Genomic DNA, 20,510 nt, shown 5'->3' on the forward strand with positions numbered 1-20,510 from the left:
TCCACACGTAAACCTCATTGGGGAGGGCTGAATGGCCGGGACGCGAATGGTTCAGCGATGGCGCCGCAACATGGAGGTGCGCGACGACGCTGAGTACGTGGAGATGCTCGCCACACTGTCCGAGGGGTCTGTGCGGCGAAACTTCAACCCGTACACGGATATCGATTGGGAGTCACCGGAGTTCGAAGTCACCGAGAACGATCCTCGGTGGGTTCTCCCGGCGACCGACCCGTTGGGCCGTCATCCCTGGTATCAGGCACAGCCGCTGGAACGCCAGATCAAGATTGGCATGTGGCGGCAGGCCAACGTCGCCAAGGTTGGATTGCACTTCGAGTCCATCTTGATCCGCGGACTGATGAACTACACCTTCTGGGTGCCCAACGGGTCGCCGGAATACCGGTACTGCCTGCACGAATCGGTTGAAGAGTGCAACCACACCATGATGTTCCAGGAGATGGTCAACCGCATCGGCGCCGATGTCCCGGGGATGCCGAGGCGGCTGCGCTGGATTTCGCCGCTGGTGCCGCTGGTGGCCGGACCGTTGCCGGTCGCGTTCTTCATCGGTGTGCTCGCCGGTGAGGAGCCCATCGACCACACCCAGAAGCAGGTGCTCAGGGAAGGCAAGTCGCTGCACCCGATCATGGAACGGGTGATGGCCATTCACGTGGCCGAAGAAGCACGGCACATCTCGTTCGCCCATGAGTTCCTGCGCAGGCGCTTACCGCATCTGACGCGCAGGCAGCGATTCTGGGTTTCGCTGTACTTCCCGCTGACGATGCGGACGTTGTGCAATGCGATTTTGATTCCGCCCAAGTCGTTTTGGCAGGAGTTCGATATTCCGCGCTCGGTCAAGAAGGAGCTGTTCTTCCGGTCGCCGGAGTCGCGGAAGTGGTTGCGCGACATGTTCTCCGATGTCCGGATGTTGGCTTATGACACCGGGCTGATGGAGACTCGCTCGGCCCGGCTCATGTGGCGGATCTGCAAGATCAACGGCAAACCGTCGCGCTACCGCAGCGAGCCGCAGCGCCAGCACTTGGCCGCTGCGCCTGCCGCGTAACTCGGCGAGCTCTTCACAGGTCTAGCTGCTGATGCCGCACGTTATTACTCAGTCGTGCTGCAATGACGGGTCTTGCGTATTCGCGTGTCCGGTCAATTGCATCCACCCGTCTCCGGACGAGCCCGGGTTCGCTACGTCGGAGATGCTGTATATCGATCCGGTGGCCTGCGTGGACTGCGGTGCCTGTGTGAGTGCCTGCCCGGTCGGCGCGATCGCACCCGACATCAAGCTGGAGGCCAAGCAACTGCCGTTCGTTGAGATCAACGCGTCGTTCTATCCGGACCGGCCCGCCGACGTGAAACTGCCGCCGACGTCGAAGCTGGCCCCGGTGATCCCGGCCCCCGAGGTGCGGGCGCGCTCTCAGCCGCTGACAGTTGCCATCGTGGGGTCCGGACCGGCGGCGATGTATGCCGCCGACGAGCTGCTGGTCCAGCACGGAGTACGCGTCAACGTGTTCGAGAAGCTACCGACGCCCTACGGCTTGGTGCGTGCCGGAGTGGCCCCCGATCACCAGAGCACCAAGCGGGTCACCCGGCTTTTCGACCGGGTGGCCAGTCATCGCCGCTTCCGGTTCTATCTCAACGTCGAGATCGGCAAGCACCTGAGCCACGCCGAACTGCTGGCGCATCACCATGCCGTGCTGTATGCGGTCGGCGCACCCGACGACCGTCGGCTTGATATCGACGGAATGGGCTTGCCGGGCACGGGGACCGCCACCGAATTGGTCGCCTGGATCAACGGGCATCCCGAATTCGCCCATTTGCCAATCGATCTCAGCCACGAGCGGGTCGTGATCATCGGTAATGGCAACGTCGCCCTCGACGTGGCCCGCGTGCTCACCGCGGATCCGGACGAACTGGCCCGCACCGACATCTCCGATCGCGCGCTGCAGGCGTTGCGCAACTCTGCGGTGCGCGAGGTGGTGATCGCCGCGAGGCGCGGGCCGGCCCACTCGGCGTTCACGTTGCCCGAGCTGATCGGGCTCACCGGCGCGTCCGACGTGGTGCTCGACACCGCCGACCACGAGCTGGTCGCCCGGGATCTCGCGACCGTCTCCGACCCGCTGACCAAGAACAAGCTGGAGATCCTGAGCAAACTCGGCGACAGCTCAGCGCCGAGTTCGCGACCGCGCGTCCGGTTGGCGTATCAGCTCACCCCCGTGCAGGTCCTCGGGCCGCAGCGGGCAACCGGCGTCGAGTTCACCGTCACGGGTACCGAGCAGCGCCGCCAGCTCGGTACCGGCTTGGTGCTGACGTCAATTGGCTACCGCGGCAAGCCCATTCGCGATCTGCCGTTCGATGAAGCGGCGGCTGTCGTGCCCAACGACGGCGGTCGTGTCGTCGACGCCGAATCCGGGCAGCCGGTACCGGGCGCTTACGTCGCCGGCTGGATCAAGCGCGGACCCACCGGCTTCATCGGAACCAACAAGTCCTGCTCGCTGCAAACCGTCCATAACCTGGTCGCCGACTTCAACGCCGGCAAGCTGGACGATCCGGGGGCCCGGCCCGCGGCGCTGGCCAAGTTGGTGCGGGCTCGTCAGCCCGACGTTCTGGACTCGACGGGATGGCATGCCATCGACGCCGCCGAGGTTGCGCGTGGCAGCGCCGACGGCCGCCCGCGCAACAAGTTCACCGACGTCGACGACATGCTGGCCGCCGCGGCCGCCGCGCAGCCGGCGCCGTTACGACGCCGGCTAACCGCCCGACTGCGCGAACTGTCCGCGACTTAGCTCGCTGAGCTGCCCGCCTGGGCGGCCATCGCTTCCTGGACCTCCTCCATGCTGAGCTCGCGCACCGGCTGGCCCAGCGACCATTGGTGTCCGAAGGGGTCGGCGACTATCCCGTAGCGGTCTCCCCAGAACTGGTCGTCCACCGGCATCACCACCGTGGCGCCCGCGTCCACCGCTCGCTGAAACTTGGCGTCCACGTCGGTGACGGTCAGATGGATGGTGACCGGCGTTCCGCCCAGTGACTTCGGGGTCATCGACTTGCCGCCACACATTTCCGGGAAGTCGTCGGCGAGCATGACGAGGAAGCCGTTGATGCGCACCGCGGCGTGGACCAGTTTGCCCTCCGGGCCAGGAACTCGGCCCAACTCGACGGCATCGAAGGCCTTGACGTAGAAATCGATCGCTGCGGCGGCGTTGTCGACTACCAGGTGCGGGGAAAGAGCGGGCTCGACGTTGATCGCCATCGTGTTCTCCTTGCTGTCGGTATCCCGGACCAGGCTTTGGCCCGGGCTCACGGTTATAGACCGCGCGCGCGATGAGAAGTCATCGCCACACCGGCATTCAACCGCGGGGTACCGACAAAAACTGGATGCGTGGGCCGGCCTTTGCGCGTGAAGTGACGGCGTTGCGCGTGAAGTGACGGCTCTGCGCGTGAAGCCATGGCTCTGCGCGTGAACTGACGGCTTTGCGCGTGAAGCCATGGCGGGATTCCGGCGATTCGTCCGCCCACGATTCACTGGCAACGCCCACGATTCACTGGCAACGCCCACGATTCACACGCGAAGCCCAGGATTCACGCTCGAAAGCCTAGGACAGCGAACTTGCCGTCGACACAACGGTAGTGCGGAGAATCGACGGCCCGCATGTTTCATGAGTCCCATCCGTCACCGAATCCGGCGTGTATGTCTTTTTGTCCACCTCCGAGCGACAACCGTTGCGCGGCAAGCCAATTGTCGCTCGAGGGTGGACAAACGCAGCCCGTACGCCGGTGATGCGAGTGACCAGTGTGGCCAATTGTGTACCGAGTCCAGCGGCGTTCCGGCCCGCTCGTGACACAGCCCGAGCTAAGTCCTTGCCCCGGTGAGCACTCGGTCCCAGCCTTCGACAGACTCTGGGCTACGCGGCCCCGGCCCGACATAGATGGCCGACGGGCGGACCAGCTTGCCGAGTCGCTTCTGCTCGAGAATGTGGGCGCACCACCCAGCAGTGCGGCCGCAGGTGAACATCGCCGGCATCATGTTGGCCGGCACTCGGGCGAAGTCCAGGATGACCGCGGCCCAGAACTCGACGTTGGTTTCGATCGGGTGGTCCGGACGACGGTCGCGCAGCTCCGACAGCGCGGCTTGTTCCAGCGCGACGGCGACGTCGTGGCGGGGCGCGCCCAGCCGTTCGGACGCAGCGCGCAGCACCCGCGCACGGGGGTCTTCGGCACGGTAGACGCGGTGCCCGAAGCCCATCAGCTTTTCGCCGCGGTCCAGTATTCCCTTGACCAGTCCGCGGGCGTCGCCGGTGCGCTCCACCTCTTCCAGCATCGGTAGGACGCGAGCGGGCGCCCCGCCGTGCAGCGGTCCGCTCATCGCACCGATCGCACCGGACAGTGCCGCCGCCACGTCGGCGCCGGTGGAGGCGATCACCCGCGCGGTGAACGTCGAGGCGTTCATGCCGTGTTCGGCGGCCGACACCCAGTAGGCGTCAATGGCCTCGATGTGGCGGGGATCCGGCTCGCCCTGCCAACGAGTCATGAAACGTGCTGTGACCGTTGAGCATTCGTCGATGATTCGCTGCGGGACGGCGGGCTGGTAGATACCGCGTGCGGACTGAGCGACGTAGGACAGCGCCATCACTGACGCACGGGCCAGCTGCTCGCGGGCGGTGTCGTCTTTGATGTCCAGCAGCGGCTTGTATCCCCAGATAGGCGCCAGCATCGCGAGACCGGCCTGGACGTCGACTCGCACGTCGCCGGTGTGGATCGGCAGCGGGAACGGCTCGGCCGGAGGCAGGCCGCTGCCGAACTTGCCGTCGACCAGCAACGCCCATACGTCACCGAATGTGATCTGCTGGTTGACCAGATCCTCGATATCGACACCGCGGTAGCGCAGCGCACCACCATCTTTGTCCGGCTCGGCGATCTCGGTGGTGAATGCCACCACTCCGTTGAGGCCAGGGACGAAATCTTCCGGGACCACAGTCATAGGGAAAATTCTCGCACCCGCGTTCCGGCCGCATGCTACCGGCCGGTAGCAAGCGCCGGTAGCGTTGGCGCAATGGCAGGCCCAGACGAGCAGCAGCTGGCGCGGATGCGAGTGGAGTATGGGGCGGCGGAGAAAGACGGCAGCCCGGATCTGGACGCCGACTGGCTCGACGATGGTTGGCTTGCGTTGTTCCGCAAGTGGATTGACGATGCCGAACAGGCCGGTATCGCCGAGCCCAACGCGTTTGTGCTGGCGACAGTCGCAGCGGGGAGGCCGGTGAGCCGATCGGTGTTGTGCAAGAACGCCGACGAGACCGGCATCACATTCTTCACCAACTACGACTCGGACAAGGGCGCCGAGCTGGCGGCGACGCCGTACGCGTCGGCGACCTTTCCCTGGTATCAGCTGGGGCGCCAGGTGCACGTCCGCGGCCCGGTGAGCAAGGTCGCCCCCCGCGTCACCGAGGACTACTGGTCGAAGCGGCCGCGCGGCTCCCAATTAGGCGCTTGGGCGTCACACCAGTCGCGGCCGATCGCCTCGCGCGCGGCGCTGCTGGGCCAGCTGGCAGAAGTGACGGCGCGGTTCGCCGACTCCGAGCACATCCCGGTACCGCCGAACTGGGGCGGCTACCTCATCGGGCCTGAGGTGGTGGAATTCTGGCAGGGGCGGGAAAACCGGGTGCACAACCGGATCCGGGTGGTCGGGGATCGCGTCGAACGCCTCCAGCCCTGAGTTGGCTCGCGGCCGTCGCCCACTTCGGCCCGGCAGGGCGCGATTCGGTGCGCTCGCAAAGTGCAGACCTGCAGTTTCCACCCCGGGCAGACACGGGGCCGCGATAACGACTACCTTCACCTATACGCACTAGACGCACCTGGTGTGGCAGCCATGTCAGCAGAGCGCAAAGGGGTTCTCGTGGCCGACAACGACGACACCGCCAACCTCCGGTACCCGGGCGGTGAGGTGGACCTGCAGATCGTGCACGCCACCGAGGGGAACGACGGCATTGCGCTCGGCCCGTTGTTGGCCAAGACCGGATACACCACATTCGACGTCGGCTACGGCAATACCGCCGCCTGCAAGAGCGCCATTACCTATATCGACGGCGACGCCGGCATTCTGCGCTACCGCGGCTATCCGATTGAGCAGCTCGCCGAGAAATCGACCTTCATCGAGGTCAGCTACCTGCTGATTTACGGTGAGCTTCCGAACACCGAGCAGCTCGCCGAGTTCACCCACCGGATCCAGCGCCACACCATGTTGCACGAGGATCTGAAGCGGTTCTTCGACGGCTTTCCGCGTAATGCGCACCCGATGCCGGTGTTGTCGAGCGTGGTGAACGCATTGAGCGCCTATTACCAAGACGCGCTCGACCCGATCGACAATGGCCAGGTCGAACTGTCGACTATTCGCCTGCTGGCCAAGCTGCCCACCATCGCCGCGTACGCCTACAAGAAATCGGTCGGCCAGCCCTTCCTCTACCCGGACAACTCGCTGTCGCTGGTGGAGAACTTCCTGCGGATGACGTTCGGCTTTCCGGCGGAGCCCTATGAGCCCGATCCCGAGGTGGTGCGGGCGCTGGACATGCTGTTCATCCTGCATGCCGACCACGAACAGAACTGTTCGACGTCGACGGTGCGGCTGGTGGGTTCGTCGCGTGCCAACCTGTTCACCTCAATCTCGGGCGGCATCAATGCGCTGTGGGGCCCACTGCACGGCGGGGCCAACCAGGCGGTGCTCGAAATGCTCGAGGAGATCCGCGAGAGTGACGACGACGTCAATGAATTCGTCCGGAAAGTGAAGAACCGAGAAGCCGGCGTCAAGCTGATGGGCTTCGGCCACCGGGTCTACAAGAACTACGATCCTCGCGCCCGCATCGTCAAGGAGCAGGCCGACAAGATCCTGTCCAAGCTCGGCGGCGACGACGACCTGCTGGACATCGCCAAGCAACTCGAAGAGGCGGCGCTGACCGACGACTACTTCATCGAGCGCAAGCTGTACCCGAATGTCGACTTCTATACCGGCCTGATCTACCGGGCCCTCGGCTTCCCGACCCGCATGTTCACCGTGCTGTTCGCGTTGGGCCGCTTGCCTGGCTGGATCGCGCACTGGCGGGAGATGCACGACGAGGGCGATAGCAAGATCGGGCGTCCGCGCCAGATCTACACCGGCTACACAGAGCGGAACTACGCCGCCATCGACGGCCGCTAATACTTCTGCCGAGCAGTCGCAAAATCGCATGAAGAGGGCGCCATTTAGGCGATTTTGCGTCTGCTCGCGAGGGAAGCCAGCACGGCCATCGCGGCGTTGTGACCGCCGATACCCGACACCGCCCCGCCTCGCCGAGCGCCGGAGCCGCACAACATGATTCGGGCGTGGTCAGTGGCGACGCCCCATCGCCGCGCGGGCGTGTCCAGCGGGTCGTCCCCGTCGGCGAACGGCCACGACAACCCGCCGTGGAAGATGTTGCCCGCAGTCATCCGAAGTGTGCGCTGCAAATCCAGAGTGGTCGTCGTCTCGATGCACGGCCGACCGTGCGCATCGGTCATCAGCAGATCCTGAATCGGCTCGGCCAGAACGCAATTCAGCGAAGCCAACACCGCGTCGGTTAGCTGGCCGGACGACCCCCCGGCGCTCGACAGCCCGTGCGGCGTGTGCAGCCCGAACACCGTCATGGTCTGAGCGCCCGACTCGCGCAGCGCGCTTGACAAGATACTGGGGTCCGTCAGCGAATGGCAATACGCCTCGCACGGCAAGGGATTCGGAAGTTGTCCGGTGGCCGCCTGAGAGTAGGCGCCGTCCAGTTGGGTCCAGGTCTCGTTGATGTGGAACGTCCCCGTGAAGGCCTGCCGGGACGTGACGCTCTCGTCGGGCAGGCGCGGCAGTTGGCGCAACACCATGTTCACCTTGACTTGTGCGCCCGGGTCGACTGGCGGCGCGGGTTCACCGAGCAACTCGGCCAGCACCGCCGGTGTGACACCGGCCAGCACGAAGCTCCCGGCGATGACGTGTTCGTCATCGCCGGTGCGGTAGTGCACCTCACCGTCTGAGCTGATAGCGAAAACGTCTGCGCCAGTGACTATTTCGGCTCCGTACCGGATGGCCGCCGCGGACAGCGCAGCGGTCACCGAGCCCATGCCGCCGACCGGGACGTTCCACTCGCCGGTGCCGCCGCCGAGCACGTGGTAGAGGAAGCAGATGTTCTGCCGCAGCGACTCGTCGTCGAGGCGGGCGAATGTTCCGATCAACGCGTCGGTGGCGATTACTCCGCGAACCAGGTCGTTACTTACGGCATCGGCGATGGCATGCCCGATCGGCTCGTCCATCATCGCCCTCCAGGCAGCCGCCCCGTCGGGATCTTCAAGGACGCGGCGTCGCGCTTCCTCCCGGGTGGGTAGCGGTTCGATAAGCGTCGGCCAGAGCCGCTTGGTCACCAGCTGGCAGCGTCGGTAGAACTCGGCGAATTCGCGCCGATCACCGGCGGCGCCGACGGCGGCAAATGTGTCGTACTGCGGCCCGACGAGCAGGCCGGTGCGACCGGCGGTCGCCGGGTCCGGGGTGTACGACGAAAACTGCCGCCGGGCCAGCCGAACGGGTGCTCCCAAGTCCTCGAGGATGCGCGACGGCAGGAGGCTGACGAGGTAGGAGTAGCGCGAAACCCGTACGTCGACGCCGTCGAACGCCTGCGCCGATACCGCGGCCCCGCCGGTGTGTTCCAGCCGCTCGAGCAACCGCACCCGCAGGCCCGCGCGGGCCAGATAAGCGGCCGCGGCTAGGCCGTTGTGCCCACCGCCGACGACGACGACATCGACGACATCGAAGACATCGACGTCCTGCGCGCCGTCGCCCAGAGCCATTCGCTAGCCGAGGTAGCCTTCGACTTCGTCGGCCGGTCGCACGCTCGCTTCGCGCGGGTCACCCCCGGAGTCGCGCAGCGCCCGCCGCTGTCGCAGCAGGTCCCAGCACTGATCCAGCTCGGTCTCCAGCCGGCGCAGCCGATCGTGCTCCTCGGAGGTGCCGATGTCGCCGCGCTGCAGCTGCGCCCGTAGTTCTTTCTCTTCGGCGACCAGGTCGCGGATGTGCGCCATGGTCTCGCTGTCGGTCGGTTCAGCCATCGCTCCAGTGTGCCGCACGGGTGTCCGGGTGAAGGCATTGTCGACGTGCCGGCTCAATGGCGGCGGGTACGGTCGGCGGGTGGTTGTTGGGTTGGGTGTGGGTTCGGTGTTTGCCGGGTATCGGGTGGAGCGGGTGTTGGGTGCCGGTGGGATGGGCACGGTGTATTTGGCGCGTAATCCTGATTTGCCGCGGTTTGAGGCGATCAAGGTGCTTTCGGCGGAGTTGTCGCGGGATGCGGATTTTCGGGCGCGGTTTGTCCGGGAGGCCGATGTGGCGGCGGGGTTGGATCATCCGAATGTGGTGGCGATTTATCGGCGGGGGGAGTTTGAGGGTCAGCTGTGGATTGCGATGCAGTTCGTTGATGGCACCGATGCTGATGAGGCGTTGCGTGCTGGGGCGATGACGCCGGTGCGTGCGGTGCATGTGGTCAGTGAGGTGGCCAAGGCGCTCGATTATGCCCATGAGCGCAAGGTGGTGCATCGCGATGTCAAGCCGGGCAATTTTTTGTTGTCGGGTCCGGTGGGGCCTGAGGAGCGGGTGTTGTTGGGGGACTTCGGGATTGCGCGTGCTCTTGATGATGCGAAGTTGACGGCGACGGGGTCGTTTATGGCTACGGTCAGTTATGCCGCGCCGGAGGTGTTGGCCGGTGAGTCTTTTGATGGTCGCGCTGATGTGTATTCGTTGGGGTGCACGTTGTTTCGGTTGTTGAGCGGTGTGCCGCCGTTCGCGTCGGCCAATGGGATGGCCGCGGTGATCGCGGCGCATTTGACGGCGCCGCCGCCGCGGGTCAGTGATGTGGTGCCGGCGTTGTCGATGCGCATGGATGAGGTGATCGCCAAGGCGATGGCCAAAGATCCTGCGGCGCGGTTTGTGTCGGCGCGTAAGTTCGCTGCTGCGGCGGCCCAGGCGTTGGGTGCGGAGGACACCACGGTGGCGTTGCGGGCGGTTCCCGGGGTGGCGGTGGCCCCGTATGCGCCGGCGCCGACGGCGGCGGCCACCGCGGGTTGGGCGCCACAGCAGGTGGGTCCACCACCGTGGGCGCCGCCGCCGGGGCCCTTCGCGCCGCCTCGGCGCCCTCGTGGCCGCTGGCTGGCTGCGGCGACGGCACTACTGGTGGTGGCCGCCACCGCAATCGGCGTCACCCTGCTGGCGCGCAGCGGACGTCACGCCACTCCCGCAACAGCGACCCCCACGTCGTCCACCACACCACCCACCGTCGGCGCCTCCGCCCTGCTGGGGCTGATCCTGCCCGCCCAGCAGGCGGCCGACATCATCGGCGCCCCGAAGATGGTGGTCACGCGGTCTCTGGGCCAGGTGGCCGACGACTCCGGAGCGGAGACACTGTTCGGCAAAGACGTGGACTGCGTCGGCGCGTTCCTGCCGGCTCAGCACAGCACCTATGCCAACACCGGGTGGACCGCGGCGCGGGTGCAAGATCTCAGCGACGGCAACGCGACCCCGATGTATGCCGTCTATCAGGCGGTGATCACCTTCCGCAGCGCAGACGCGGCCCGGAAAGCGTTCTCAGATCAGGTGTTACCGCAGTGGTCCAAGTGCTCGGGCCGGACGATCTCCGTGACGATCCCCGGCCTGCCGCCGCAGCGCACCACTTTCGGTCCGCTCAACGACGCCAATGGCATCGTCTCGATGGCACAGACCAAGGACGACATCAACGGGTGGAGATGCCAGCGGGCCATCACCACCCGCAGCAACGTCGTGATCGATGTCAACGCCTGCCGTGCAGACCTGGCCAACCAGGGCATCGATGTCCTGAACGCGATCGCGGCGAAGATCCCGCAATAACCGGCAGATTTAACTGGGACCGGGAAGACGCAGCACTAACCGGGCACCTCCCAGCGGGCTGTTCTCCAGCGACGCCGTTCCACCATGCAGGTGGGCCTGTTGGGCCACCAAAGCCAGGCCCAGCCCCGACCCGGAATGGGATGCCGTCGACCCGCGGGAGAATCGTTCGAACACCACTTGGCGTTCCTCTTCGGGCACGCCGCTGCCGTTGTCGTCGATGGCGATCTCCACTCCGGCCCGTGAGCTGACCGCGGACAGCTGGACCTCGGTGGCGCCGCCATGCTTGACGGCGTTGGCGATGGCATTGTCGACGGCCAGCCGCAACCCGGCCGGCAACCCCACGATGATGCAGGTGGGCGACGGCACCAGCGAGACGTCCAGGTCCGGGTAAATCCGGGTGGCGTCATGGGCGGCACGGTCCAGCAGGTCGGTGATGTCGACCGGCACATGGTCGTCGGACGTGGAGAGTTCGCCCTGGGCCAACCGCTCCAGCGCGCTCAGGGTGGCCTCGATCCGCGACTGGGTCCGGATGACGTCGTTGAGCACTTCTTTGCGCTGGTCATCGGGCAGGTCCAGGGTGGCCAGCACTTCCAGGTTGGTGCGCATTGCGGTCAGCGGGGTGCGCAGCTCGTGTGAGGACACCGCGGCGAAGTCGCGGGCCGAGGCGAGGGCCTCCTTAGTCCGGTTCTGTTCGTCCCAGATGCGCTGCAACATGCCACGCATCGCCTCGGCGATCTCGATGGCTTCACTGGCGCCGTGTACTTCGACCTGTGGCGCCTCGTCGCCCGCGTCGATATTCCGGGTCTGCTGGGCCAGTTGTTTGAACGGGCGCACCGCGAATATGGCCAGCAGCCACGCGAACACCGCCGCCGCACTGATGGCGAAGCCACAGATCAACAGCACCCGGCGGTGCAGGTTGTTGGTCTCGGCGATGGTGGCGTCGTAGGTGGCGCCGACGGCCACCGACGTCGGCTCGGGTCCGGGGATTTCCACCGTCCGCACCCGGTAACGCACCCCCCGTACGTAGGTGTCGGCGTAGTCGGCTTGCAGCTTGGGCAGCGTGACGTCGTCGGAACTCGACTTGACCGTGTCGCCGCGGCGGACCGTGATGATGGCACCCCGGTCGTTGGGCGAACGCGGAATCGCGTCAAGGCCGCGCGGCAGGAACGGGATGGCGAAACCCGCGGCCTCGTCCAGGCGGCGGTCCAGGCGCTCCTTGCGGTCGTTGGTGATGCCGAACCAGACGATGGTTCCGACGATGAGCACCGGGATCGCGGCGCCGATGGCGGTCGCCACCACCACCCGGGTACGCAACGAAGGCGTACGGGCAACAATCCGCGACAGAAGGCTCATCACTGGTACTTACTGATCCGCTCAATCTATTGCATGCGCAGCACGAAACCGACCCCGCGGACCGTGTGCAGCAGCCGGGGGCCGCCGTGTGCCTCGAGCTTGCGACGCAAATAGCCGATGAAGACGTCGACCACGTTGGTGTCCGCGGCAAAGTCATAACCCCATACCAGCTCCAGGAGCTGGGCACGGGACAAAACCGCGGTCTTGTGCTCGGCGAGCACCGCCAGCAGGTCGAACTCGCGCTTGGTCAGGTCGACGTCGACGCCGTTGACCCGGGCCCGCCGCCCGGGAATGTCGACTTCCAGCGGACCTACCGTGATGGTTTCCGACGAGGACGTCGCAGTCGAGCCGCGACGGCGCAGCAGGGCCTTAACCCGGGCGACCAGCTCGGCCAGCACGAACGGTTTGACCAGGTAATCGTCGGCACCGGCCTCCAGGCCGGCCACCCGGTCGTCGACCGAGCTGCGCGCGCTGAGCACGCAGACGGGCACGTCGTTGTCCATTGCTCGCAATGCGGTGACCACGCTGACCCCGTCGAGCACGGGCATGTTGATGTCCAGCACGATGGCGTCGGGCCTGGTCTCGGTGGCGCTGCGTAGCGCTTCGGCGCCGTCGACCGCCGTGGACACCTCGAATCCGGACAGCCGCAGACCGCGTTCGAGCGAAGCGAGCACGTCGGAGTCGTCGTCGACGACCAAGACGCGAGGTGAGGTGGCACCAGTGTCCATGGCGCCCATTTTGCCTGACCGTTGCCTATGGACGTGGGAGGATCACCGCTGGGTCGCGCGGTGAACGGGAATCCCCCTTTTCACCGGTAAACCAATCCGCTCAATCGCCACGCCAATTGCCGTCGCGCCGCCGGCAGATGCGCGGCTGCGCGCATGGCCGAATTGCGGATCGGGCGCAGGGGCCGCGGCATGGTCGCGACCCGGGTCAGCCGTCCGGTCAGCGTCAGCACTTGCTGGGCCTTTTGGCGTTGCGACGCGCTGTAAGCGTCGAGCTGCGCGTCCGAACCGTCGCGCAGCACCTTTGCCAGCGCCGTGCCCAGGGCGATCGCGTCGGTGATGCCGAGGTTCATGCCCTGGCCGCCGGCGGGGCTGTGCACGTGCGCGGCGTCGCCGGCCAGCAGCAGCCGACCGGATCGGTAACCGTCGGCGACGCGGTGGTGTATCCGGAACCGCGATCCCCACACCAGCTCGGTCACCATCGTGCGGCCCGGGCCGAAGCCGCGGGTGTCCAACAGCTGCTGAACGAACGCGGCCGACGGCACCGGCGGCACGTCGGCGGCGGGCGCGACAATGCGGAAGATGTCGTCGGGCAGCGGTGCCAGCACGTTGAGGCCGTCCTTGCCGTAGAACAGGATCACCTCGTCGCGGGGCGCTTCGCCGGTGACGCGGACGTCGGCGAGCGCGAAGGATTCGGCGAACTCGCCGCCGGCGAAGCCGATTCCGGCCTGTTCGCGCACGGTGCTGTGCATCCCGTCGGCGCCGACGACGTAGCGCGCCCTGATGGTGTCGCCGTCGTCGAAGGTGGCGGTGACGCCGGTGGCGTCCTGGCTGAGGCCGGTCAGCGACTTGGGACGAATCACTTCGGTGCCCAGCTCGTTGAGGCGCTCTTCCAGCAGCCGCTCGGTATCGGCCTGAGAGATCATCAGCGTGTACGGGTATTGCGTGGGCAGTGTGCTGAAGTCGACCGCGATCAACAGTGTCGAACCCTCGCGCATGGTGAAGCGCGGAGCGACGAGCCCGGCCTTGACCAGCCGGCGGGACACGTCCAGCTTCTCGAGGACCTCGAGCGTCCGGGCATTCACGGCGGCGGCGCGCGAGGTGTTTGCCCCCTGCCGCAGCTTGTCGACCACCTCGACATGGATGCCCCGCGTGAGCAGGACGGCGGCCAGTGTCAGGCCGGTTGGGCCGGCGCCCACTACCAGGACATCTGTGTCGTTCATGGCGGTTCCCTCTCCCTTGAGGTTTAGTCAACGCTTGTTGGCATAGCTTTAGAGTGCGCGCGCCCGGGCCGTATGTCAACAGTTGTTGGCCTACAATTGTTGACATGAGACGATCATCTGCTGAGACCAAGTCCGTCATCCTTGCGGCGGCACGGGAGCGGTTCGGCGAGGCCGGGTATCAGGCCACCACCATCCGCGGGATCGCCGCAGACGCCGGCGTGGATCCGGCGATGGTCATGCGCTACTACGGCAACAAAGACAAGCTGTTCGCCGCCGCGGCCGACTTCGATCTGCAGTTTCCCGATTTCGCCGACGCGGACCGCGCTCGACTGGGCTGGTCGCTGGTACGACATTTTCTGGAACGTTGGGAGGCCGACGACGCGCTGGTGATCCTGCTGCGGTCCAGCGCCACGAACGCCGACGCCGCGCAACGGATGCAGGAGATCTTCGGTAGCCAGCTGCAACCGCTGGTGGCGTCGTTCGCGTCGGCGGCTGCTGAGATCTACGGGGCTGCAAGGCGGGCCGGGCTGATTGCCACCCAGATCCTCGGACTGGCGCTGTGCAGATTTGTGCTGCGGTTGCCGCCGGTCGTCGAGATGAGTCGAGACGACGTGGTGCAGTGGCTCGGCCCGACGATCCAGCGGTATCTCGTCGGGCGTCCCGGCGTCGTTGGCGTCGAGAACATCACCGAAACTTAAACGTGTGCAGGTGTTTTCGGCGTGTCGTGTGCGTGGTTTAAGTCTCGTGGCCCAGCGGGGGCAGTCCGATGCGGCGATAGCGCCGTAGCCGGGCGGTCAGTCGCTCGGCATCGGGTATCGCGCGCAACGCGTTTACCTCGGCGGCTATGGCACTCGACAGCCGCCGGGAGAATTCCACCGGTTCGTCGGAGGCGTCCGGATACTCCGGAACGATGGCGTCGACGATTCCGGCCTTCAGCAGATCGGCCGACCGAATGCCTTGAGCCGCAGCCAGTTCGGCGGCGTGGTCGGTGTCCCGAAAGACGATCGCACTTGCGCCCTCGGGCGGCAGCGGCGCCAGCCAGCCGTGCAGTGCAGCCAATACCCGGTCGGCGGGCACCATCGCCAGCGCCGGACCGCCGCTGCCCTGTCCGAGCAGCACCGACACCGTTGGCGTATCCAGCGTGACCAGCTCGGCCAGGCACTGGGCGATTTGGCCGGCCAGCCCACCCTGTTCGGCTTCGGCCGACAACGCCGGACCCGCGGTGTCGATCACCAGCACCAGTGGCAAACGCAGTTCGGCGGCCAACGCCATGCCGCGCCGGGCTTCACGCAGCGACACCGGCCCAACTCGGGCTTCCATCCCGCCCGCGACCCGCTGCTGACCCAGTACCACGGCGGGCTGGCCGGTGAATCGGGCCAACGCCAGCAGGGTGGTCGCCGCCTCGCCCTGACCGGTACCGGAGAGCAGCACTTGATCGGTGGCGCCGTGCCGCAGCAGATGCCCTACGCCGGGCCGGTCGGGCTGCCGCGACGCCACCACCGACTGCCACGCGGGCACATCGGGCACAGGTTGGCGCGGCTCTGCGACGGGCGCGGCGCCGGGGGGGTCGGCGATCACCGTCAGCGCCCGGTCCAGCGTGGCGCGCAGTTCTTCGACCGGAACCACGGCGTCGACCACACCGTGCCGCTGCAGGTTCTCGGCGGTCTGAACTCCGGCCGGGAACGGCTCGCCGTACAGCAGCCGGTAAACGCGTGGTCCGAGGAAACCGATCAGCGCACCCGGTTCGGCGACCGTGACGTGGCCCAGCGAACCCCACGACGCGAACACCCCGCCGGTGGTCGGGTTGCGCAGGTAGACCAGGTAGGGCAGGTGCGCTTGTTTGTGCAGCTGGACGGCGGCCGCGATCTTGACCATCTGCAGGAAGGCGACCGTGCCCTCCTGCATCCGGGTGCCACCCGAGCTCGGCGAGGCCAGCAGGGGCAGCCGATCAGCGGTTGCTCGCTGGATGGCGGACGTAATGCGTTCGGCCGCCACCACCCCGATCGAGCCACCGAGAAAGCCGAACTCGCAGACCACCACGGCCACCCGCCGTCCGTGTACGCGGCCCTCACCGGTCTGCACCGACTCGTCCAGACCGATGGCGGCTCGGGCGGCGGCAAGCTCACGGGCATACGACTCGGATATCGGTATTGCCGGCGGCGCACCGTCCCAGCTGACGAAAGAGCCGTCGTCCAGGACCGCGTCCAGCACCTGGCTGGCAGTGATATGGCTCACGCGACGAGGCTAAAGCGCGTCGAAGATGCCGGGGCGCCAAACACTCGCCCGAGTCGACCGATTCGCCTTATATAGGCTGGCCTCCATGATCGGTGTCACCCAGGCCGAAGCCGTTATGACGATTGAGCTGCAGCGCCCTGAGCGCCGCAATGCCTTGAACTCCCAGCTTGTCGAGGAGCTACGCGAGGCCGTACTGAAGGCCGGCGACGGCAGCACCCGGGTCATCGTGCTCACCGGGCAGGGCACGGTGTTCTGCGCCGGGGCGGACCTGAGTGGCGACGCGTTCGCCGCCGACTATCCCGACCGGCTCATCGAATTGCACAAGGTCATGGACGCGACCCCGCTGCCGATCATCGGCTTCATCAACGGTCCGGCCATCGGCGCGGGCCTGCAGCTGGCCATGCAGTGCGACTTGCGGGTCGTCGCGCAGGAGGCGTTCTTCCAGTTCCCGACGTCGAAATACGGCTTGGCCCTGGACAATTGGAGCATCCGTCGACTGTCTTCGCTGGTCGGCCACGGGCGGGCGCGGGCGATGCTGCTGACCGCCGAGAAGCTGACCGCAGAGACTGCGCTGCTTACCGGGATGGCCAACCGGATCGGGACGCTGGCGGACGCGCAGGCGTGGGCCGCCGAGGTCGCCGGCCTGGCGCCGCTGGCCCTTCAGCACGCCAAACGGGTGCTCAACGATGACGGTTCCATCGAAGAGGCGTGGCCGGAGCACAAGGAGCTCTTCGACAAGGCCTGGGCCAGCCAGGATGTCATCGAGGCGCAGATCGCGCGGGTGGAGAAGCGACCGCCGAAGTTCCGAGGAGCGTAGGCCTAATGGTGCATTCCGCGTTGCGGAAGGTTGCCGGCACGGTCTCCCTGGCGACCGGTGGCTGGGTGCTGCGTGCACTGCACGGTATGCAGGCTGAAAGGGGCGCCGACTTTGCGTCGATCCGCGCGGTATGCGATGGATCGCCGAACTACCGGGACGGCGTCTTCGTCAACCTCGACCCCGCGACGATCTTTGTCATGGACCGCGAGCAAATGCGGCAAATCGCCTGGCAGTTGCTGGATCCGCGCAGCGCCAGCCGGCCTCCCGCGCCGATTCCGTTGGCCTCGCCGCAGATCTATCGCGGTGATGCCAGCCCGCTTGCCGTCAGCTGGTTCGGTCACTCCACGGCGCTGGTGGAAATCGACGGTTACCGCGTGCTCACCGATCCGATGTGGAGTGACCGGTGCTCGCCGTCGGACATCGTCGGACCGCAGCGGCTGCATCCGCCGCCGGTGCCATTGGAAGGGCTCCCGGCGGTAGACGCGGTGGTGATCAGCCATGACCACTACGACCATCTGGATCACGACACGATCGTTGCCCTGGCCCGTATGCAGCGGGCCCCGTTTTTCGTGCCGCTCGGAGTCGGCGCCCATTTGCGCGCGTGGGGTATTCCCGAGCATCGGATCGTCGAATTGGACTGGAATGAGAGCGCTGCGGTCGACGAGCTCACCATGATCTGCGTGCCCGCGCGGCACTTCTCGGGGCGGACCTTCAACCGCAACAACACGTTGTGGGCGTCGTGGGCGTTCGTCGGCCCGAGTCACCGCGTATATTTCGGCGGCGACACCGGATACACCAAGAGTTTCGCGAACATCGGCGGGGACCACGGACCGTTCGATCTGACGTTGCTGCCAATCGGCGCGTACAACACTGCGTGGCCGGACATCCATATGAACCCCGAGGAAGCGGTGCGTGCGCACAGGGATCTCACCGACTCGGGTTCGGCGCCGCTGGTTCCGGTTCATTGGGGCACCTTCCGGCTGGCGCCGCATCCGTGGGCGGAGCCGGTCGAGCGGTTGCTGAAGGCCGCGGAGCCTTCCGGTGTTCAGGTAGCGGTGCCCACGCCCGGTCAACGGATCGATCCGGCCGGGCCGCTGCGCTTCAACCCGTGGTGGCGTTTCTAGCGCGAGCAGACGCAGAATCGCATTGAAACGGCCGATTTTGTGCGATTCTGCGTCTGCTGGCCGTCGACGGCCGGTCTAGAGTGCGGCCATGACGAAACGCGCGGCAACGGCCGCTGTCCTGGTGGTGCTCCTGGCGTTGACGGGATGCACGTCCCGGGTGGCAAACCCCAACCCGTTGCTTACCGGACCGCCGAACGAGGTGTCGGGTCTGGACATCCCCGCCGGCCGCGTCGACAACGCGATTTCCAAAGTCGACGGACTGGTCGCTGAGCTGATGAAGAGCTCGGGCGTCCCGGGCATGGCGGTGGCGATCGTCCACAGCGGAAAAACAGTCTATTCCAAAGGATTTGGGATCAAAGACGTTCGCAAAGGTGACGCGCAGGACAACAAAGTCAATGCCGACACCGTCTTTCAGTTGGCGTCGATATCGAAATCGGTGGGCGCGACGGTGGTTTCGCATGAGGTGACAGACAAGGTGGTCAGCTGGGACACGCCGGTGGCAGAAAAGCTGCCCTGGTTCGCGCTCAGTGATCCCTACGTCACCAGTCACGTGACCGTCGCCGACCTGTACTCGCATCGCTCCGGGCTACCCGATCATGCCGCTGACGCGCTGGAGGACATGGATTACGACCGCCGCCAATCACTCGAGCGGCTGCGTTATCTGCCGCTGACGCCCTTCCGAAACAGCTACGCCTACACCAACTTCGGGCTGACAGCAGCCGCCGAAGCCGTCGCGGCCGCGGCGGGCAAACCGTGGGAGGACCTCTCCGAGCAGGTGCTCTACCGCCCGCTGGGGATGGCGTCGACAAGCTCGCGGTTCGCCGACTTCATGGCCCGGCCCAACCATGCGGTCAACCACGTCAAGGTCGGAGACAAATGGGAGCCGCGCTTCCAACGGGATCCCGATCCTCAGTCGCCCGCCGCCGGGGTGAGTTCGTCGGTCAACGACATGGCTCGCTGGCTGACCATGGTGCTGGCCAACGGAACTTACAACGGCCAGCGGATCGCGGCGCCGGAGACGCTGCTTCCCGCCGTTACCCCGCAGGCCGTTTCAACGCCGCCGGCCACGCCAAAGGAGCGGGCCAGTTTCTACGGCCACGGGTTCGCCGTGTCGGTGAGCTCCTCGGGGCGCACCACCTACAGCCATTCCGGCGCCTTCACCATGGGAGAGGCGACGAACTTCGTGGTGATGCCGTCCGAGGACCTTGCCATCATCGCCCTGACCAACGCCGCGCCCTACGGCGTACCTGAGACGCTGACCGCGCAATTCCTGGATCTGGTGCAGTATGGCCAGGTTCGCGAGGACTGGTCGGCGCTGTACCGGCAGGGCATTGCCGCCATCAACGACCCGCTCGGATCGCTGGTGGGCAAGCAGCCTCCGGCCAACCCGGCTCCGGCTCGACCGCTCAGCGACTACACCGGCGTGTACGCCAACGACTATTGGGGTCCGGCCGTCGTCGCCGAACGCGATGGCGCGCTGCAGCTTTCGCTCGGTCCGAAGAACCAGTCCTACGGCTTGACGCACTGGGATGGTGACACGTTCACATTCGGGCTGGTAACCGAAAACGCCCCAGCCGGAACGATTTCCAAGGCCACCTTTGTCGACAACACACTCAACCTCGAGTATTTCGACTCCAACAAGCTGGGAACATTCACCCGATAACCGAGGTGGTGGCTGGGACATTTCACACCAGCCACTTCGGTACCAAAAAAGCGGGCATGTTCTGGTTTGCAATGTGATAGCGCCGGCGCTATCACATTGCAGATCGACTGGCCGAGCCCGTCAGGGACACACGTGGCTGGTGTGACGAATGCGGCCGCAGCACGCTCTTTGCGGGCGCCGTAGCCCGTCCGGTCGCCCGGGTGGCTTGGTCTACCATCTCCCCAAGTGAGTTGCGGTTTGACCAGCAATGCGGCAGACCCGGGGGAAGGATGAAGCATGAGTTTCCTGGACAAGGCAAAGGATCTGTTGTCGCAGAACGCCGACAAGGTCGGGACGGCGATCGACAAAGCCGGCGAGTTCGTGGACGACAAGACCAAGGGCAAATACTCCGACACCATCCACAAGGTGCAGGAAGAGGCCAAGAAGGCCGCCGGCTCAGGCGGCACGGGCGAGTCGGGCGACCAGCAGAACTGAGC

Annotated in this window: 18 protein-coding genes; 10 read left to right on the forward strand and 8 right to left on the reverse strand. The window is 66.1% G+C overall.

Going from position 1 to position 20,510, the window contains the following annotated elements:
• Window positions 1–31 precede the first annotated feature (31 nt).
• Complete coding sequence (locus A5791_RS23645; protein WP_067242153.1) at window positions 32–1,057, forward strand: diiron oxygenase; 1,026 nt, start codon at window positions 32–34, stop codon at window positions 1,055–1,057.
• Window positions 1,058–1,088: 31 nt separating this feature from the next.
• On the forward strand, window positions 1,089–2,786 hold the full coding sequence (locus A5791_RS23650; RefSeq protein ID WP_067242156.1) for an FAD-dependent oxidoreductase: 1,698 nt from the start codon (window positions 1,089–1,091) through the stop codon (window positions 2,784–2,786).
• Here A5791_RS23650 and A5791_RS23655 read toward each other — a convergent pair.
• Window positions 2,783–3,250, reverse strand: coding sequence for a VOC family protein (locus A5791_RS23655; RefSeq protein WP_067242346.1), 468 nt, complete (start codon window positions 3,248–3,250; stop codon window positions 2,783–2,785). The two genes, A5791_RS23650 and A5791_RS23655, sit on opposite strands and share 4 nt — an antisense overlap.
• 600 nt (window positions 3,251–3,850) lie before the next feature.
• Window positions 3,851–4,978 carry a citrate synthase 2 gene (locus A5791_RS23660; protein WP_067242161.1) on the reverse strand — a complete coding sequence of 376 codons (1,128 nt, stop codon included), beginning with the start codon at window positions 4,976–4,978 and terminating at the stop codon, window positions 3,851–3,853.
• Window positions 4,979–5,050: 72 nt separating this feature from the next.
• On the opposite strand from A5791_RS23660, the gene pdxH reads away from it, so the two are divergent.
• Both pdxH and A5791_RS23670 read left to right on the forward strand, forming a co-directional pair.
• The gene (pdxH, locus tag A5791_RS23665; RefSeq protein WP_067242164.1) at window positions 5,051–5,710 is read left to right on the forward strand and encodes a pyridoxamine 5'-phosphate oxidase; all 660 of its coding nucleotides are present in this window, start codon (window positions 5,051–5,053) and stop codon (window positions 5,708–5,710) included.
• 180 nt (window positions 5,711–5,890) lie between these two features.
• A complete protein-coding gene (locus tag A5791_RS23670) occupies window positions 5,891–7,186 on the forward strand; it encodes a citrate synthase (protein WP_082967105.1) in 1,296 nt (431 codons plus the stop codon).
• Between the two features lie 44 nt (window positions 7,187–7,230).
• On the opposite strand, the gene A5791_RS23675 is transcribed toward A5791_RS23670, so the two are convergent.
• Window positions 7,231–8,832 (reverse strand): NAD(P)/FAD-dependent oxidoreductase, encoded by a 1,602-nt coding sequence (locus A5791_RS23675; RefSeq protein WP_067242171.1) that lies wholly within the window; start codon window positions 8,830–8,832, stop codon window positions 7,231–7,233.
• A gap of 3 nt (window positions 8,833–8,835) precedes the next feature.
• Window positions 8,836–9,090 (reverse strand): DUF2630 family protein, encoded by a 255-nt coding sequence (locus A5791_RS23680; RefSeq protein WP_067242174.1) that lies wholly within the window; start codon window positions 9,088–9,090, stop codon window positions 8,836–8,838.
• Window positions 9,091–9,169: 79 nt separating this feature from the next.
• Here A5791_RS23680 and A5791_RS23685 point away from each other — a divergent pair, with 79 nt between their 5' ends.
• On the forward strand, window positions 9,170–10,894 hold the full coding sequence (locus tag A5791_RS23685) for a serine/threonine-protein kinase PknH/PknJ (RefSeq protein WP_067242350.1): 1,725 nt from the start codon (window positions 9,170–9,172) through the stop codon (window positions 10,892–10,894).
• Between the two features lie 9 nt (window positions 10,895–10,903).
• On the opposite strand, the gene A5791_RS23690 is transcribed toward A5791_RS23685, so the two are convergent.
• From A5791_RS23690 to A5791_RS23700, 3 genes are all read right to left on the reverse strand, one after another.
• A complete protein-coding gene (locus tag A5791_RS23690) occupies window positions 10,904–12,247 on the reverse strand; it encodes a HAMP domain-containing sensor histidine kinase (protein ID WP_067242177.1) in 1,344 nt (447 codons plus the stop codon).
• Between the two features lie 26 nt (window positions 12,248–12,273).
• The gene (gene prrA, locus A5791_RS23695) at window positions 12,274–12,984 is read right to left on the reverse strand and encodes a two-component system response regulator PrrA (RefSeq protein ID WP_156661567.1); all 711 of its coding nucleotides are present in this window, start codon (window positions 12,982–12,984) and stop codon (window positions 12,274–12,276) included.
• 71 nt (window positions 12,985–13,055) lie between these two features.
• Window positions 13,056–14,195: an FAD-dependent monooxygenase gene (locus A5791_RS23700; protein ID WP_067242181.1), complete on the reverse strand. Its 1,140-nt coding sequence runs from the start codon at window positions 14,193–14,195 to the stop codon at window positions 13,056–13,058.
• Window positions 14,196–14,299: 104 nt separating this feature from the next.
• On the opposite strand from A5791_RS23700, the gene A5791_RS23705 reads away from it, so the two are divergent.
• Complete coding sequence (locus tag A5791_RS23705; protein WP_067242184.1) at window positions 14,300–14,893, forward strand: TetR family transcriptional regulator; 594 nt, start codon at window positions 14,300–14,302, stop codon at window positions 14,891–14,893.
• Between the two features lie 37 nt (window positions 14,894–14,930).
• Here the strand turns inward: A5791_RS23705 and A5791_RS23710 are convergent, their stop codons facing one another.
• A complete protein-coding gene (locus tag A5791_RS23710; RefSeq protein WP_067242187.1) occupies window positions 14,931–16,430 on the reverse strand; it encodes a carboxyl transferase domain-containing protein in 1,500 nt (499 codons plus the stop codon).
• A gap of 85 nt (window positions 16,431–16,515) precedes the next feature.
• Here A5791_RS23710 and A5791_RS23715 point away from each other — a divergent pair, with 85 nt between their 5' ends.
• The 4 genes from A5791_RS23715 (at window position 16,516) to A5791_RS23730 (ending at window position 20,508) form a co-directional block, all read left to right on the forward strand.
• Complete coding sequence (locus A5791_RS23715) at window positions 16,516–17,247, forward strand: enoyl-CoA hydratase (RefSeq protein WP_067242191.1); 732 nt, start codon at window positions 16,516–16,518, stop codon at window positions 17,245–17,247.
• A gap of 5 nt (window positions 17,248–17,252) precedes the next feature.
• Entirely contained in the window at window positions 17,253–18,371 is a 1,119-nt protein-coding gene (locus A5791_RS23720; protein WP_067242195.1) for an MBL fold metallo-hydrolase, read from the forward strand.
• An 88-nt stretch (window positions 18,372–18,459) separates the two neighbouring features.
• Entirely contained in the window at window positions 18,460–20,034 is a 1,575-nt protein-coding gene (locus tag A5791_RS23725) for a serine hydrolase (protein ID WP_067242198.1), read from the forward strand.
• A 276-nt stretch (window positions 20,035–20,310) separates the two neighbouring features.
• The gene (locus A5791_RS23730; RefSeq protein WP_067242201.1) at window positions 20,311–20,508 is read left to right on the forward strand and encodes an antitoxin; all 198 of its coding nucleotides are present in this window, start codon (window positions 20,311–20,313) and stop codon (window positions 20,506–20,508) included.
• Window positions 20,509–20,510: the final 2 nt, after the last annotated feature.

The organism is Mycobacterium sp. 852002-51163_SCH5372311, from assembly GCF_001667115.1.
Taxonomy (GTDB): Bacteria; Actinomycetota; Actinomycetes; order Mycobacteriales; family Mycobacteriaceae; genus Mycobacterium.

Coding starts and splice junctions, on each gene's coding strand:
- A5791_RS23645 (WP_067242153.1), top strand. CDS start 32: ATGGCCGGGACGCGAATGGTTCAGCGATGGCGCCGCAACATGGAGGTG.
- A5791_RS23650 (WP_067242156.1), top strand. CDS start 1,089: ATGCCGCACGTTATTACTCAGTCGTGCTGCAATGACGGGTCTTGCGTA.
- A5791_RS23655 (WP_067242346.1), bottom strand. CDS start 3,250: ATGGCGATCAACGTCGAGCCCGCTCTTTCCCCGCACCTGGTAGTCGAC.
- A5791_RS23660 (WP_067242161.1), bottom strand. CDS start 4,978: ATGACTGTGGTCCCGGAAGATTTCGTCCCTGGCCTCAACGGAGTGGTG.
- pdxH (WP_067242164.1), top strand. CDS start 5,051: ATGGCAGGCCCAGACGAGCAGCAGCTGGCGCGGATGCGAGTGGAGTAT.
- A5791_RS23675 (WP_067242171.1), bottom strand. CDS start 8,832: ATGGCTCTGGGCGACGGCGCGCAGGACGTCGATGTCTTCGATGTCGTC.
- A5791_RS23680 (WP_067242174.1), bottom strand. CDS start 9,090: ATGGCTGAACCGACCGACAGCGAGACCATGGCGCACATCCGCGACCTG.
- A5791_RS23690 (WP_067242177.1), bottom strand. CDS start 12,247: ATGAGCCTTCTGTCGCGGATTGTTGCCCGTACGCCTTCGTTGCGTACC.
- prrA (WP_156661567.1), bottom strand. CDS start 12,984: ATGGGCGCCATGGACACTGGTGCCACCTCACCTCGCGTCTTGGTCGTC.
- A5791_RS23700 (WP_067242181.1), bottom strand. CDS start 14,195: ATGAACGACACAGATGTCCTGGTAGTGGGCGCCGGCCCAACCGGCCTG.
- A5791_RS23705 (WP_067242184.1), top strand. CDS start 14,300: ATGAGACGATCATCTGCTGAGACCAAGTCCGTCATCCTTGCGGCGGCA.
- A5791_RS23715 (WP_067242191.1), top strand. CDS start 16,516: ATGATCGGTGTCACCCAGGCCGAAGCCGTTATGACGATTGAGCTGCAG.
- A5791_RS23720 (WP_067242195.1), top strand. CDS start 17,253: ATGGTGCATTCCGCGTTGCGGAAGGTTGCCGGCACGGTCTCCCTGGCG.
- A5791_RS23725 (WP_067242198.1), top strand. CDS start 18,460: ATGACGAAACGCGCGGCAACGGCCGCTGTCCTGGTGGTGCTCCTGGCG.
- A5791_RS23730 (WP_067242201.1), top strand. CDS start 20,311: ATGAGTTTCCTGGACAAGGCAAAGGATCTGTTGTCGCAGAACGCCGAC.